9 protein-coding genes are annotated in these 14,845 nt (G+C 63.7%); 5 read left to right on the top strand and 4 right to left on the bottom strand.

The features are described from left to right. Window position 1: 1 nt before the first annotated feature. The 4 genes from ACS5Q8_RS16580 to ACS5Q8_RS16565 all read left to right on the top strand — a co-directional run bounded on the left by ACS5Q8_RS16580 (window position 2) and on the right by ACS5Q8_RS16565 (window position 8,840). Window positions 2–1,417 (top strand): Y-family DNA polymerase, encoded by a 1,416-nt coding sequence (locus tag ACS5Q8_RS16580; protein WP_465159156.1) that lies wholly within the window; start codon window positions 2–4, stop codon window positions 1,415–1,417. Beyond that, window positions 1,393–4,485 carry an error-prone DNA polymerase gene (locus ACS5Q8_RS16575; protein WP_465159155.1) on the top strand — a complete coding sequence of 1,031 codons (3,093 nt, stop codon included), beginning with the start codon at window positions 1,393–1,395 and terminating at the stop codon, window positions 4,483–4,485. The genes ACS5Q8_RS16580 and ACS5Q8_RS16575 overlap by 25 nt, the downstream gene beginning before the upstream one ends. 126 nt (window positions 4,486–4,611) lie before the next feature. Continuing rightward, the gene (locus ACS5Q8_RS16570) at window positions 4,612–6,318 is read left to right on the top strand and encodes an ATP-binding protein (RefSeq protein WP_276193390.1); all 1,707 of its coding nucleotides are present in this window, start codon (window positions 4,612–4,614) and stop codon (window positions 6,316–6,318) included. A 2-nt stretch (window positions 6,319–6,320) separates the two neighbouring features. After that, complete coding sequence (locus ACS5Q8_RS16565; RefSeq protein ID WP_443696202.1) at window positions 6,321–8,840, top strand: excinuclease ABC subunit UvrA; 2,520 nt, start codon at window positions 6,321–6,323, stop codon at window positions 8,838–8,840. A gap of 213 nt (window positions 8,841–9,053) precedes the next feature. Here ACS5Q8_RS16565 and ACS5Q8_RS16560 read toward each other — a convergent pair whose 3' ends face one another. From ACS5Q8_RS16560 to tkt, 3 genes are all read right to left on the bottom strand, one after another. Beyond that, window positions 9,054–9,890, bottom strand: coding sequence for an IS3 family transposase (locus ACS5Q8_RS16560; protein ID WP_276193551.1), 837 nt, complete (start codon window positions 9,888–9,890; stop codon window positions 9,054–9,056). Continuing rightward, window positions 9,887–10,189: a transposase gene (locus ACS5Q8_RS16555; protein WP_276193552.1), complete on the bottom strand. Its 303-nt coding sequence runs from the start codon at window positions 10,187–10,189 to the stop codon at window positions 9,887–9,889. The genes ACS5Q8_RS16560 and ACS5Q8_RS16555 overlap by 4 nt, the downstream gene beginning before the upstream one ends. 581 nt (window positions 10,190–10,770) lie before the next feature. Continuing rightward, window positions 10,771–12,825 carry a transketolase gene (gene tkt / locus ACS5Q8_RS16550; RefSeq protein WP_276193388.1) on the bottom strand — a complete coding sequence of 685 codons (2,055 nt, stop codon included), beginning with the start codon at window positions 12,823–12,825 and terminating at the stop codon, window positions 10,771–10,773. A 174-nt stretch (window positions 12,826–12,999) separates the two neighbouring features. Between tkt and ACS5Q8_RS16545 the strand changes: the two genes are divergently transcribed. After that, window positions 13,000–13,224, top strand: coding sequence for a DUF465 domain-containing protein (locus tag ACS5Q8_RS16545; RefSeq protein ID WP_253395168.1), 225 nt, complete (start codon window positions 13,000–13,002; stop codon window positions 13,222–13,224). A gap of 174 nt (window positions 13,225–13,398) precedes the next feature. On the opposite strand, the gene hglS is transcribed toward ACS5Q8_RS16545, so the two are convergent. Continuing rightward, window positions 13,399–14,775, bottom strand: coding sequence for a 2-oxoadipate dioxygenase/decarboxylase HglS (gene hglS, locus ACS5Q8_RS16540; RefSeq protein WP_443700910.1), 1,377 nt, complete (start codon window positions 14,773–14,775; stop codon window positions 13,399–13,401). Window positions 14,776–14,845: the final 70 nt, after the last annotated feature.

The raw sequence follows: 14,845 nt of genomic DNA, 5'->3' as shown, positions 1-14,845 counted from the left end.
CATGCGCTGGGTCTGTATTGTCTTTCCGCAATTGGCGCTGGACGCGGTGCAGCGTATGCATCCGGCGCCGCACGAGCCGCTGGCACTGCTGGCCGGTACGCCGCAGCGGCGCGTCCTGCAAACCGTCAATGCGGCCGCGCACGCCTTGGGCCTGCGCCCCGGTCAATCCCTGACGGCGGCGCATGCCCTGGTCAACACCTTTGCCTGCGCCGAATACGACCCCGTGGAAATCGAACGCTGGCAGCAGTTTCTGGCGGCCTGGGCCTACCAGTTCAGTTCCCAGGTCAGCGTGTTTTACCCACGCGCCTTGCTGTTTGAGATCGAGTCGAGCCTGGGCCTGTTCGGGCCTTGGCCGCGCTTTGAGGCACGCCTGCGCAAAGAGCTGACCGAGCTGGGCTTTCGTCATCGCATCGTCGCCGCCCCCAACCCGGCGGCGGCGCGGGTGCTGGCGAACCTCTACAATGGCTTGGCCGTGGCCGATGATCAGGCATTGATGCAGGCCTTGGCGCCGCTGCCCATTGACCGCGCCGGCCTTGATCCGCAGGCCGCTATCGCCTTATCGCGCATGGGCTTGCGCAGCCTGGCCCAGGTGCAGGCGTTGCCCCGGCACACCTTGGCGCGGCGCTTTGATGCGGCGTTGCTCAAACACCTGGATGCCCTGAGCGGGCAGCGGCCGCTGGCCCTGGGGTTCTATCAGCCGCCGGACCGCTTCGATGTGCGCATCGAGCTGAACTTCGACGTGCAATCCCACCAGGCCCTGCTATTTCCGCTGCGCCGTCTGACCGGTGACCTGTCCGCCTTCCTCTGTGGCCGCGACAGTGGCGTGCAGCGTTTCGACCTGCACCTGGAACACGCCCAGGCCCCGGACAGCGTGATCAAGGTCGGCCTGCTCAGCGCCGAGCGTGACGCGGCGATGCTGTTCGAACTGGCCCGTGGGCGCCTGGAGCAGGTGCAAGTCAGCGCACCCGTGCGCGGTTTTCGCCTGGTGGCCCAGGACCTGCCGGTGTTCGTGCCGCAACGCCAGGACCTGTTCGATGACCGCCCGCAACAGACCCTGCCCTGGGAACAACTGCGCGAACGCCTGCGCGCGCGGCTTGGCGATGAAGCGGTGCAAGGCCTGCGCTTTCACGCCGACCACCGCCCCGAATGCGCCTGGCAAGCGGCGGCCGATAAAAACCCGTGCCCGACCTTGAACAACGTGCAACGCCCCGGCTGGCTGCTCAACGAACCGACCTTGCTGGCCGAGCCGGGCGTGCAGATTCTGATGGGCCCGGAGCGCATTGAATCGGGCTGGTGGGATGGCGCCGATATCCGTCGCGACTATTACCTGATCCAGACCCGCGCCGGTCAGCAAGGCTGGGCCTACCGCACCGTGGGGCAAAGCGATGGGCTGTGGCTGCAAGGCTGGTTTGCATGAGCTACGCCGAGCTGCATTGCCTGTCCAATTTCAGCTTCCAGCGCGGTGCCTCCACGGCGCTGGAGTTGTTCGAGCGGGCCAAGCGCCAGGGCTACAGCGCCCTGGCGATCACCGACGAATGCACCCTGGCCGGCATCGTGCGCGCCTGGCAGGCGGCGAAGGCCGTGGGCTTGCCGCTGATTATCGGCAGCGAGATGCGCCTCGAAAACGGCCCGAAACTGCTGCTGCTGGTGGAAGACCTCAGCGGCTACCAACACCTGTGCCGCTTGATCACCCTGGCCCGGCGGCGGGCGGAGAAGGGCCGTTATCGCCTGCTGCAAGAAGACTTCGACCAACCGCTGCCCGGCCTGTTGGCGCTCTGGATCGCCGAAGACCGCGACACCCAGGCCTCGATCCAATGGCTGCGCCGCACCTTCGCCGGGCGCCTGTGGCTGGCGGTGCATTTGCACTGCGGGCAGGATGATGCGCGCCACCTGGAGCAACGCCTGCAACTGGCTGCGACCTTGCAGCTCCCGGCAGTGGCCTGCGGCGATGTGCATATGCATGCACGCGGCCGCCGCGCCCTGCAAGACACCATGACCGCCATCCGTCAACACGTGCCGGTGGCCGAAGCCGGTACGCGCCTGCATCCCAATGGCGAGCGGCATCTGCGCAGCCTGCCGACGTTACAGGCGCTGTATCCGCCGTCGTTGCTCGACGAAACCCTGGCCATCGCCCGCCGCTGTACCTTCGACCTCAGCCAACTGCGCTACCAGTACCCGCGTGAGCTGGTGCCCGCCGGCCATGACGCCCGATCCTGGCTGAGCGCCGTCACCGAAGAAGGCATCGCCCGGCGCTGGCCGCAAGGGGTCGACGCGAAGACCTTGCAGCAGATCAATAACGAACTGGAGCTGATCAGCGAGCTGGGTTACGAAAGCTATTTCCTCACCGTGCATGACATCGTGCGCTTTGCCCGCAGCCGTTCGATCCTGTGCCAGGGCCGGGGTTCGGCGGCCAACTCGGCGGTGTGTTTCGCCCTGGGCATCACCGAGATCAACCCGAGCCTGATGAACATGCTGTTCGAGCGCTTCCTGTCCAGGGAGCGTAACGAGCCGCCGGACATCGATGTCGACTTCGAACACGAACGCCGCGAAGAGGTGCTGCAATACGTGTTCCAGCGCTATGGCCGCACCCGCGCCGCACTGACGGCAGTGGTCAGCAGCTACCACGCTGCCGGCGCGGTGCGCGATGTGGCCAAGGCCCTGGGTTTGCCGCCGGACCAGGTCAATGCGCTGGCCGAGTGCTGCGGGCGCTGGAGTGACGATGCACCGCCCGTGGAGCGCTTGCGCGAAGGCGGTTTCGACCCCGACAGCCCGGTGCTGCGCCGCGTGCTCACGCTGACCCAGCAACTGATCGGCTTCCCCCGGCATTTGTCCCAGCACCCCGGCGGCTTCGTGATTTCCGAACACCCGCTGGACACCCTGGTGCCGGTGGAAAATGCGGCCATGGCCGAGCGCACCATCATCCAGTGGGACAAGGACGACCTCGACGCCGTCGGCCTGCTCAAGGTGGATATCCTTGCCCTGGGCATGCTCAGCGCGATCCGCCGTTGTTTCGACCTGCTGCGTCGCCACCGCAGCCTCGACCTGTGCCTGGCGACGATCCCCAAGGAAGACCCGGCCACCTACGCGATGATCAGCAAGGCCGACACCCTCGGCGTGTTCCAGATCGAGTCGCGGGCGCAGATGTCGATGTTGCCCAGGCTCAAGCCGCAAACCTTTTATGACCTGGTGATTGAAGTCGCCATCGTGCGCCCGGGTCCGATCCAGGGCGGCATGGTGCATCCGTATCTGCGGCGGCGGAACAAGGAGGAGCCCACCACCTATCCGTCGCCGCAGCTTGAAGCGGTACTCAAACGCACCCTCGGCGTGCCGCTGTTCCAGGAACAGGTGATGCAGATCGCCATGGTCGCCGCCGATTACGGCCCTGGCGAAGCCGATCAGTTGCGTCGTTCCATGGCGGCCTGGAAACGTCACGGCGGCCTCGAACCGCACCAGCAACGCCTGCGCACCGGCATGCTCAAAAACGGCTACAGCGAAGCCTTTGCCGCGCAGATTTTCGAGCAGATCAAGGGTTTTGGCAGCTATGGCTTTCCCGAGTCCCACGCCGCCAGTTTTGCCTTGTTGACCTACGCCAGTTGCTGGCTCAAATGCCATGAACCGGCGGCCTTCGCCTGTGCGTTGATCAACAGCTGGCCCATGGGTTTCTACAGCCCGGACCAGATCCTGCAGGACGCCCGGCGCCATCGCTTGCAGATCCGCCCGGTGGATGTGCAGGCCAGTGACTGGGAGTGCAGCCTGGAACCCATCGCCGGCGAGCAACCGGCGATTCGCCTGGGTTTGCGCATGATCGCGGGGTTTCGCGAGGAGGATGGGCGGCGTATCGAAGCTGCGCGCCAGCGCCGTGCATTCAGCGACATTGCCGACCTGGACCAACGCGCCGGGCTGGATACCCGTGCCCAGGCCTTGCTGGCGGATGCCGGAGCCTTGCGGGCCTTGGTCGGCAACCGGCACAAGGCGCGCTGGGACGTGGCGGGGGTACACAAGCAACTTGGGCTGTTCGCCGGCCTGCCCAGCCCTGACGAAGCGCGGGTGGAACTGCCAGCGCCGACGGTGGGCGAGGACCTGCAGGCCGATTACGCCACGGTCGGCACGACCCTCGGCCCGCATCCGTTGGCGTTGCTGCGTGAAGAGTTGCGCAAACGCCGCTGCCGCAGTTCCCTTGAGCTGATGGCGGTGGAGCATGGACGCACTGTCAGCGTCGCCGGGCTGGTGACCGGTCGCCAGCGCCCCGGCACCGCCAGCGGCGTGACCTTTGTGACGTTGGAGGATGAGTTCGGCAACCTGAATGTGGTGGTCTGGCGCGACCTGGCAGAACGCCAGCGCCAAGCCTTGGTAGGCTCGCGTCTGCTCAAGGTGGACGGGCGCTGGGAGGCGGTGGGCGAGGTGCGGCACCTGATCGCCGGGCGTCTCACCGATCTGTCGCCGTTGCTGGAAGGCGTTGCGGTGCGCAGTCGGGATTTTCACTGACGGAAGTTGGCCGGACCTCCGTGGATAAGCTATATGCAATGAAACGAATGATTGCCGACAAGCTCCAAGTTTTTATCAGCGGTGCAGCACCCCCAACCAACGCTTCTCTTCGCCAAGAGCCCACCGATGCGTTTTTTATCCAATACCCATGGCTGCGAAGGCTGGGGCGGTGAAATGGCCCAGCGAATCCGCGACTTCGACTGGTCGAACACCGACCTCGGGCCGATCGATCGCTGGTCCACCAGCCTGGCCTGTACCGTGCAGATGCTGCTGGCGTCGCCCGTGCCCATGGTGATGCTCTGGGGGCGGGCGGGTTACATGATCTACAACGACAGCTACTCGGCGTTTGCCGGTGGCCGCCACCCGTATCTGCTGGGCACGCCGGTGGAGCTGGGCTGGCCGGAAGTGGCCGACTTCAACCGGTATGTGGTGGATACCTGCCTGGCGGGCGGCACCCTGTCCTATCACAACAAGGACCTGGTGCTGTTGCGCAACGGCAAGCCGGAAGACGTGTGGCTGGACCTCTACTACAGCCCCGTCGCCGGCGATGACCAACAACCGGCCGGGGTGTTGGCGATTGTGGTGGAGACCACTGCCCATGTGATTTCCGAACGCTTGCGCGAGGAACTGACCCATAACCTGGAACAGCGCGTAGCGGCTGAAGTGCAGGCGCGCTCCGCCGCCGAGGAGCAGTTGCGCCAGTCGCAAAAGCTCGAAGCCATTGGCGGGCTGACCGGCGGCGTGGCCCACGACTTCAATAACCTGCTGCAAGTGATCGCCGGCAACCTGCACCTGCTGGCCCGTCATGAACCGGATAACCCCCAGGTACAGCGGCGTGTCAGTGCCGCCATCGCGGCGGTGGAGCGCGGTGCCAAGCTGTCCTCGCAATTGCTGGCTTTCGCGCGCCGCCAACCGCTCTCACCGGCGGTCTACAACCCGCAGCGCATCTATGCCAGCCTCGGTGAACTGCTGCAACGTGCGCTGGGTGAAACCATTCAGATCGAGGTGCAACTACCCCAGGATTGCTGGTGCATCCATGTCGACCGCAACCAGTTGGAAAACGCACTGCTCAACCTGGCGATCAATGCGCGGGACGCCATGAAAGGCGAGGGCGTGATTCGCATCACAGGCGAAAATATCATCCTCAACCCGCGAGATTGCACCGGTAAAAGTCTGCAGCCCGGCGAGTATGTGCGCCTGGCCGTCACCGATATCGGCGTGGGCATGCCGAAGGCGATCCTGGCGCGGGTATTCGAGCCGTTCTTCACCACCAAGCGTGACGGCCACGGCACCGGCCTGGGCCTGAGCATGGTGTTTGGTTTCGTGCGGCAAAGCGGCGGGCATGTCGAGGTGTCGAGCGAGGAAGGCAAGGGCACCGTGGTGCACATGTATTTCCCGCGCAGCTTGGGTGAAGAAACCCCCGAGCCCCACGCCGAGCCTGTGCCACATGCCGTGGGCCAGGAAACCATCCTGGTGGTCGAGGACAACGAAGACGTGCGGGTGACCGTGGTGGAACTGCTGAAACAGGCCGGCTACACCGTGCTGACCGCCGAGGATGGCGACCGGGCGATGCAGGCCTTGCAGGGCGGTGTGCGGCCCGACCTGATTTTCACCGACGTGGTGATGCCCGGGCGGATCAAGAGTATCGACCTGGCCGAGTGGGCCCGCGCACAGTTGCCCCCGGTGCCGGTGTTGTTCACCTCGGGCCATACCCGCGACATCCTGTCCGGCACTCACCTGCTGAGCCCCGACATTCATCTGCTGAGCAAGCCCTATAGCCCCGAAGCGCTGACGCAACGGGTGCGCAGCGTGCTCACCGCGCCACAAGGTTGACCATGACTTCATCGCGCAACATCCCTCAGATCACTGCCCAACAGCTTGGGTTCGTCCGGGTTCGCGGCGCTCGCGAACATAACCTGCGTAACGTCGATGTGGATATCCCACGGGATGCCTTGGTGGTATTTACCGGCGTGTCGGGTTCCGGCAAGTCGTCCCTGGCCTTTTCCACGGTGTATGCCGAGGCCCAGCGGCGCTATTTCGAATCGGTGGCGCCTTATGCGCGGCGCCTGATCGATCAGGTCGGCGTGCCCGATGTGGATTCCATCGAAGGCCTGCCGCCCGCCGTGGCCCTGCAACAACAGCGCGGCACGCCGAGTGCGCGTTCGTCGGTGGGCAGTGTGACCACGTTGTCCAGTCTGATCCGCATGCTGTATTCGCGCGCCGGCAGTTATCCGCCGGGGCAGGCGATGCTGTATGCCGAGGACTTTTCGCCAAACCTGCCCCAGGGCGCCTGCCCGCAATGCCACGGCCTGGGCCGCGTGTATGAAGTGACCGAGGCGCTGATGGTGCCCGATCCCTCGCTGACCATCCGCCAGCGCGCAGTGGCGTCCTGGCCTTTGGCGTGGCAGGGCCAGAACCTACGCGACATTCTGGTGACCCTGGGCTATGACGTCGACATCCCGTGGCGCGATCTGCCGAAAAAGCAGCGCGACTGGATTCTGTTCACCGAAGAAACCCCGACCGTGCCGGTGTACGCCGGCTTCACCCCGCAACAGACCCGCGAGGCGTTGAAGCGCAAGTTGGAGCCGAGCTACCAGGGTACGTTCAGCGGCGCGCGGCGCTATATCCTGCACACCTTCAGCCACACCCAAAGTGCGCTGATGAAAAAGCGTGTCGCGCAGTTCATGCAGGGCAGCGCCTGCCCGGTGTGCGCCGGCAAGCGGCTGACTCAGGCGGCGTTGTCGGTGAAGTTCGCCGGGGTGGACATTGGCGAGCTGTCGCAACTGTCGCTGACCCAGTTGGCCGAGCTGCTGCGGCCGGTGGCGGCGGGGCAGGGCACGATGACGCTGTCGGTGGAAAAACGCTTGGCCGCCCAACGCATCGCCGAGGATTTGCTCGAGCGGGTCAGCACCTTGACCGAGTTGGGCCTGGGTTACCTGTCCCTGGAGCGCAGCACGCCGACGTTGTCGTCCGGCGAGTTGCAGCGCTTGCGCCTGGCCACGCAATTGGGTTCGCAGTTGTTCGGCGTGATCTATGTGCTCGATGAGCCGTCGGCGGGGCTGCACCCGGCGGATGGCGAGGCGCTGTTCACTGCGCTGGCGCGTTTGAAAGCCGCCGGCAATTCGCTGTTTGTGGTGGAACACGACCTGGAAACCATGCGCCGCGCCGACTGGCTGATCGACGTCGGCCCGGCGGCCGGAGAACACGGCGGGCAAGTGCTGTACAGCGGGCCACCGGCGGGCTTGGCGCAGGTTGCAGCGTCGCAGACCCGTGAGTATCTGTTTGCCGAACGGCGCCCGGCGAATCCTCGGCGCGGGGAACCTAGCGGTTGGCTGAGCCTGGAGGGTGTGACGCGCAATAACCTCAAGGCGGTGAGTGTCGATTTCCCGCTGGGTTGTTTCACGGCGGTGACCGGTATTTCCGGCTCGGGCAAATCCAGCCTGGTCAGCCAGGCGCTGCTGGAGTTGGTGGGCAGCGGCCTCGGCCGCGTGCTGGAAAGTGACGACGAGCCGAGCCTGGAAGATGACACCCCGCCAACCAGCGGCGGGCGCATCAGCGCCGGGCTGGAGCAGATTCGCCGGCTGGTGCAGGTGGACCAGAAACCCATTGGCCGCACCCCACGCTCCAACCTGGCGACCTACACCGGGCTGTTCGACAACGTGCGCAAACTGTTCGCGGCCACGCCGGGCGCGAAGCTGCGTGATTACGATGCGGGGCAATTCTCGTTCAACGTCGCCAAGGGCCGCTGCGCGAACTGTGAAGGCGAAGGGTTCGTCAGCGTTGAGTTGCTGTTCATGCCCAGCGTGTATGCGCCGTGCCCGACCTGCCACGGCGCGCGCTACAACCCCGAGACCCTGGCGATCCAATGGCAAGGCTTGAACATTGCCCAAGTGCTCGGTTTGACCGTCGAGCAGGCGGTGGCGGTGTTTGCCGAGCAGCCAGGGGTGCTGCGTTCGCTGCTCGTGCTGCGCGATATCGGCCTGGGTTATCTGCGCCTCGGCCAACCGGCGACTGAGCTGTCCGGGGGCGAAGCGCAACGCATCAAGCTGGCCACCGAGCTGCAGCGCAATGCCCGGGGCGCGACCTTGTATGTGCTGGACGAACCGACCACCGGCTTGCACCCACGGGATGTCGACCGCTTGCTCAGCCAGTTGAATCATCTGGTCGAGGCGGGGCATACGGTGGTTGTGGTGGAACATGAAATGCGCGTGGTGGCCCAGAGTGACTGGGTGATCGATATCGGCCCGGGCGCAGGGGATCTGGGCGGCAAGGTGGTGGTCAGCGGTACGCCGCTACAGGTGGCGAAGAGCAAGAAAAGCCGCACCGCGCCGTTCCTCGCTCGAGAGCTGATCTGAGCATCGAAGGAGATTAACTGTGGGAGGGGCGGTGTTCATGAGAGCGGGGCTCACCGCCAGCACCAGGATGCTGCCTTTGATGATCATCGGCCACTAACCCCGCCGATCAAGCAAGGGAGTGAGGTCAATGTGGGAGGGGGTGTTCATGAGAGTGGGGCTCACCGCCAGCACCAGGATGAACTGGTCAACTAATTTTGGACACCAGTTAAGGTTTCACGCCGCCAGTTTCTCCATAGCTACCGGCGACCGGTAGCCGTTGTAGCTGTGGAGCCTGACGTTGTTGTAACGCATCAAATAACGCTGCAAATCCACTCGGGCTTCATGCTCTGAGCTGTAGCCATCTTCTGGTACCCATTCTGATTTAAGGCTCCCAAAGAAACGCTCCATCGGGGCGTTGTCCCAGCACTCACCTTTGCGACTCATGCTTTGCAGGAGTCCATGCTTGCGCATTTCATTCCTGAATTTGTGGCTGGTGTACTGACAGCCTTGGTCGGAGTGAAACAGCACCTCTTTTGGACGGCCTCGCAACTCGACCGCCATTCGCAACGCTTCGCAGGTCAGCGTGGCATCGGAAATCATCGAAAACGACCACCCCACAATCCGGCGAGCGAACAGATCCAGAACTGCCGCGAAATACATCCAGCGCTTGCCGACTTTGATATACGTCACATCGCCACACCACACCTGGTTGATCGCTGTGACATCAAACTGGCGCTTGAGCACATGCGGCGCTACCAGCGCTTCCACGCCGGATGATTTGTACTTATGCCGCCGGCGTTGACGACTGATGACGCCCGCTTCACGCATCAGGCTGCGCGCCATGTACCGCCCGACGCGATGCCCCTTGGCTTGCAGTTCCTTAGCTAAAGTGCGCGATCCAGCAGATGCTCTGGACTCCTTGTGATGCTCGACCAGGGCGGCTTTGAGCTTTTCCCGCTCAGGTTTCACCTTGCCTTGGCGCTGACGCCAGGCGTAAAAGCTGCTGCGGTTAACACCGAACGCCCGACAGCAATTGTTAACGCCGTACTGCTCGTCCAGCTCACAGATCAACGTGAATGATCTTTGGCGTCCAACAGCAAGAGAGCACTGGCCTTTTTTAGGATTTCGATGTCCAGGTCTTTTTGCCTGAGTAACGCTTTGAGCTGCTGAATCTCTCGTTGATCGGCGGTAATAGCCTTGGCGCCAATCGGAGTCGAGCCCAGCCGCTCTTTGCGAACCTGATCGACCCAGCGGCGCAACGCAGTCGGGCCAATATCCAGACTGGCACAGACGTCGGGAACCGACTGCCCCTCGTCCAGCACCATGCTGGCCGCCTTGAGTTTGAACTCACTCGAATAAGATTTACGCATATCCAAACACCTCAGATTTGGGCGCCATCATAGCGCCCGATTGAAGTGTCCAAAATCATTAGGCCAGTTCAGCCCCCTCCCACATGGGTTAGGCGGTGTTCATGAGAGCGGGGCTCACCGCCAGCACCAGGATGCTGCCTTTGATGATCATCGACCACTAACCCCGCCGATCAAGTAAGGGAGTGAGGTCAATGTGGGAGGGGGCTTGCCCCCGATAACGGTGCATCAGTCACAGTACTGTGCCTGACCCACCGCCATCGGGAGCAAGCCCCCTCCCACATGGGTTAGGCGGTGTTCATGAGAGTGGGGCTCACCGCCAGCACCAGGATGCTGCCTTTGACGATCATCTGCCACTAACCCCGCCGATCAAGTAAGGGAGTGAGGTCAATGTGGGAGGGGGCTTGCCCCCGATAACGGTGCATCAGTCACAGTATCTGTGCCTGACCCACCGCCATCGGGAGCAAGCCCCCTCCCACATGGGTTAGGCGGTGTTCATGAGAGTGGGGCTCACCGCCAGCACCAGGATGCTGCCCTTGACGATCATCTGCCACTAACCCCGCCGATCAAACAAGGGAATGCGGTCAATGTCCCAGCAGTTGGATCTGTTGCTTGGCCAGCTTCACCACATTCTCCACGGTAAACCCGTACTTTTCCTGCAACTTGGCCAGCGGCGCCGACGCGCCAAAGCTGTTCATCACCACTTTGGCGCCGGTCTGCCCGACATAACGGTCCCAACCCAACGGGCCGGCCTGTTCCACCACCACCCGCGCGGTTACCGCCGGCGGCAGTACGCTGTCGCGGTAGGCCTGGGGCTGCTCTTCGAACAGCTCCCAACTGGGCATCGAGACCACTTGCGCGGCAATGCCTTCGCTTTTGAGCTGTTCATACGCCGCCACCGCCAGGCTGACTTCACTGCCGGTTGCCAGCAGGATGACCTTGGGGTGTGCGGCGCCGGCCAGCACATAGGCACCCTTGGCGGCACCGGCTGCGGCCGCGTAGTGCGTGCGGTCCAGGGTTGGCAGCGGTTGGCGCGACAACACCATGCAGCTTGGCCGATGGGTCTGGGCCAGGGCGACCTTCCACAGTTCCAGGGTTTCATTCGCGTCGCCGGGACGCAGGGTCAGTAACCCCGGCGTGGCGCGCAATTGGGTCAGGTGCTCGATCGGCTGGTGCGTCGGGCCGTCCTCGCCGACGCCAATCGAGTCATGGGTAAACACGAACACCACCGGTAACTCCATGATTGCCGCGAGGCGGATCGGCGGTTTCATGTAGTCGCTGAACACCAGGAACGTCGAGGTATAGGGCCGCAAGTAAGACAATGCCATGCCATTGGCAATCGCGCCCATGGCGTGTTCGCGGACGCCGAAGTGCAGGTTGCGGCCGCTGTAGTCATCGGCACTGAAACGCCCGGCGCCGTCGAAGGTGAGGTTGGTCTTGGTCGACGGTGACAGATCCGCCGAACCGCCCAGCAGCCAGGGGATTTGCCGGGCGAAGGCATTCAGCACTTCGCCGCCGGCGGCACGGCTGGCCACGCCCTTGGCGTCGCGGTCAAAGCTGGGCAGTTCAGCCAGCCATTGCTCAGGCATCTTCCCGGCGCGCATGCGTTGCAGCTCGTCGGCCAGTTGCGGGTCGAGGCAAGACAGGGTTTGCTGCCACTGCCGATGCAACGGCTCGGCACGCTCGCGCAACGCATCACGCAATACCGTGCGTGCCTCATCGGGCACTAGGAAGCTGGAGTCTTGCGGCCAGCCATACGCGGCCTTGGTCAGGCGAATTTCTTCCGCGCCCAACGGCTCGCCATGGGCGGCAGCGGTGTTGTGTTTGTGTGGCGAGCCGTAGCCGATCACGCTGTCGACCACGATCAGGGTCGGCGCGCCGGTGTTGCGCTGGAAGGTCTCCAGTGCCGTGCTCAAGGCGTGCAGGTCGTTGGCGTCGGTCACGTGCAAGGTGTGCCAGCCATAGGCCTGGAAGCGCTGGATCACGTCCTCGCTGAACGCCAGCTCGGTGTGGCCCTCGATGCTGATGGTGTTGTTGTCATAGATCCAGCACAGGTTAGCCAGCCGCAAATGCCCGGCCAGGGAGGCGGCTTCGCTGCTGATGCCTTCCATCATGTCGCCGTCACCGCAAAGGGTGTAGACGTTGTAGTCGAACAGCACCTGGCCGTCGTGGTTGAAGCGCTCGCCCAGCCAGCGCCCGGCCATGGCCATCCCGACGCTATTGGCACAGCCCTGGCCGAGGGGCCCGGTGGTGGTTTCCACGCCGGTGGTCATGCGGTACTCGGGATGGCCCGGGGTCTTGGAACCCATCTGCCGGAACTGCTTGATATCGTCCAGGCTGATCGCCGGCTGCCCCGAGCGCTTGCCCTGGGCATCGATCTCGACCACGCCGGCCAGGTGCAGCAACGAATACAGCAGCATCGACGCATGCCCCACCGACAACACAAAACGGTCACGGTTGGGCCAGTCGGGATGCTCCGGGTGATAACGCAGGAAGCGACTCCACAGCGTATACCCGACCGGGGCCAGGCCCATGGGCGTGCCGGGGTGGCCTGAGTTGGCCTTTTGCACGGCATCCATGGCCAGGGTGCGCAGGGTGTTGATGCACTGGGTGTCGACAGCGGTGGCAGCGTGATTCATAAAACCGGTCTCCCTCGGGTGGCGATTTACAGTTGAGGGCAGGGCGCGGCAAAGGTTTGATCCCATCGCCGGTGTGGCGACGAACGGGACGGGTTTGCCCGCAAACATGACAAGACCCCTTGGAATGGGCTAGCTTCAAGGGCGTAGTCATTGATCAACTTGCGGAGGTAGGCCATGCCAGTGAAACACGACCTGTATCAGGACTTGGGTTTGAGCAAGGACGAAGTCGATGGGCACCGGGCGCAAAATCCGCGTCTGAATGCGCTGTTTGATAAATACAACGCCGTCGACGACTTGGTGGTGAGCGCTGAAAAGGCGGCCGGCAGCGATGAGGAGTTGAAGAAGTTAAAGGAAAAACGCTTGTTGGTTAAAGATGAGATCAAGGATTTGCTGCAGTAAAACGGGCGATCCATTCACTACTGAGGGAGCGCATCAGTCGCTCCCTTGCACATTTTTTCAGATTTGACTGAAAGACATCATCCCCGCCGATACTTATGATCCCCGCCGCCCACCCGGCTCTGGGGGCTTATTGGGCGCGAGGATTGCGCTGATGAACCGGGTGGGCAGCTTGTTTCAGGCCAGTAGCGCGTGAGTGCATTCGTCCATCGAGCGCTGCTGCGTCTCGGCATACAGCGTCAATTCATCAATCGTCTTGCGGCCCAGCGCCTGTTCGAATTCGGCCTGGTTCGAATTGGCCGCGTAGTGACTTTGCGCCGCATCCCCCAGGTTCGACTGGAAAATCCCCGCCGCACTGACCGGCAGAAAGTCCTCATACACCAGCGGCTCGACGTCCACGTGACCGGCGGCGATCAGTGCGTCCAGCGTGCGCGGTTGGTCGGCTTGGCCGCGTGCCGCCAGGCCTTTGTCGGTGGCGAAGTAGCGGAAGTAGGCCAGGCCTTGTTCGCGCATCTGCGTGTGGTTATCCGGGAAAGCCTGGAAGTGCTGTTCCAGCAAGTGCATGTAACGCGCGGCATTGGCCTCGTTGGGGAAGGCGCCGAGGGCGTCGCGGGCGGCGTTCAGCAGTTGGTCGTACAGCGTGCGGCCCTTGGGCGTGAGGGCGACGCCGCGTTGTTCGATTTCGCCGAAGCGCGCGCTGTGGCTGCCTTGGGCGTCAGTGAAGGCGATGGTTTCGTCGAGGGCCTTGAAGCTGGTCTGGCGCAGCAGGATCGGGCAGTCGCGACGCGGCGGGCCTTCGATCACCGCTTTGGGGGTGATGCCTTTGCCGGGCATGGCGGCCTGGACCTGGTCGATATCCAGGGTGCGCGGGGTCAGGTGATTGATGTGCGGGCCCTTGAAGGCCACCACGTCGGCGATCAGGCGGTGCTGCTCGCTCAGTTGCCGGTACTGCGCGGCGGTGACGGTGGCGGTGTGGTGCCAGCGGAAGGTTTCCAGGGCCTGGTGGATGAATGCCTCGGCGTCGCCAGCGTTGAGGCCGCCGTCGCGTTCGGCTTGTTCGATCAGGGCGAGGGCGCCAGGGGTGAAGATCGCGCGCTTGGCCAGGGCGGTTTCGGCGAAGGCGCGCAGTTCGGGGCTTTCGATCAGTTCCAGGCGCAGCAGCGAGGTGAACACGCGGAACGGGCTGGTTTGCAGCGCGCGTTCATGCACGGCGCGAAACGCAGTGGAATGCACCGGCACGCCGGCCGGGGTCAGGTCGTAGTAGCCCACCGGTTGCATGCCCATCACCGCGAACAGGCGGCGGATGGTCGTCAGTTCGGCGGCGGTACCCAGGCGAATGGCGCCGTGGCGTTCCATGTCCAGGCGCTGGATTTCGCCGGTCCGTTGCAGGTGTTGCGCCAGGCTCGGGTCAGCGTCGAGCACGCGGCGGTTGGTGTCGGCCACCAGCTCCATCAGCGCGCCGTACAGGGGCACTTCATCGCGGTACATGTCGGACATGGCCTTGGAAAAGCCTTTGCGGATGTCGTCGGGGCTGATAAACGCGGTGGTGGGCATAGAAAAATTCCTGGCTGCTGTAAGAGTAATGAATGCCGTTATCCCGATTCTGTTGGGCGCCGCAGGCCCG

The organism is Pseudomonas sp. PAMC25584, from assembly GCF_058135675.1.
The sequence above is the reverse complement of the archived record's forward strand: the minus strand, read 5'-3'. Positions and strand labels throughout refer to the sequence as shown.

What these genes read in the sequence shown, in the direction of transcription:
- ACS5Q8_RS16580 (WP_465159156.1), top strand. Translation starts at nt 2, where the DNA reads ATGCGCTGGGTCTGTATTGTCTTTCCGCAATTGGCGCTGGACGCGGTG.
- ACS5Q8_RS16570 (WP_276193390.1), top strand. Translation starts at nt 4,612, where the DNA reads ATGCGTTTTTTATCCAATACCCATGGCTGCGAAGGCTGGGGCGGTGAA.
- ACS5Q8_RS16565 (WP_443696202.1), top strand. Translation starts at nt 6,321, where the DNA reads ATGACTTCATCGCGCAACATCCCTCAGATCACTGCCCAACAGCTTGGG.
- ACS5Q8_RS16555 (WP_276193552.1), bottom strand. Translation starts at nt 10,189, where the DNA reads ATGCGTAAATCTTATTCGAGTGAGTTCAAACTCAAGGCGGCCAGCATG.
- tkt (WP_276193388.1), bottom strand. Translation starts at nt 12,825, where the DNA reads ATGAATCACGCTGCCACCGCTGTCGACACCCAGTGCATCAACACCCTG.
- ACS5Q8_RS16545 (WP_253395168.1), top strand. Translation starts at nt 13,000, where the DNA reads ATGCCAGTGAAACACGACCTGTATCAGGACTTGGGTTTGAGCAAGGAC.
- hglS (WP_443700910.1), bottom strand. Translation starts at nt 14,775, where the DNA reads ATGCCCACCACCGCGTTTATCAGCCCCGACGACATCCGCAAAGGCTTT.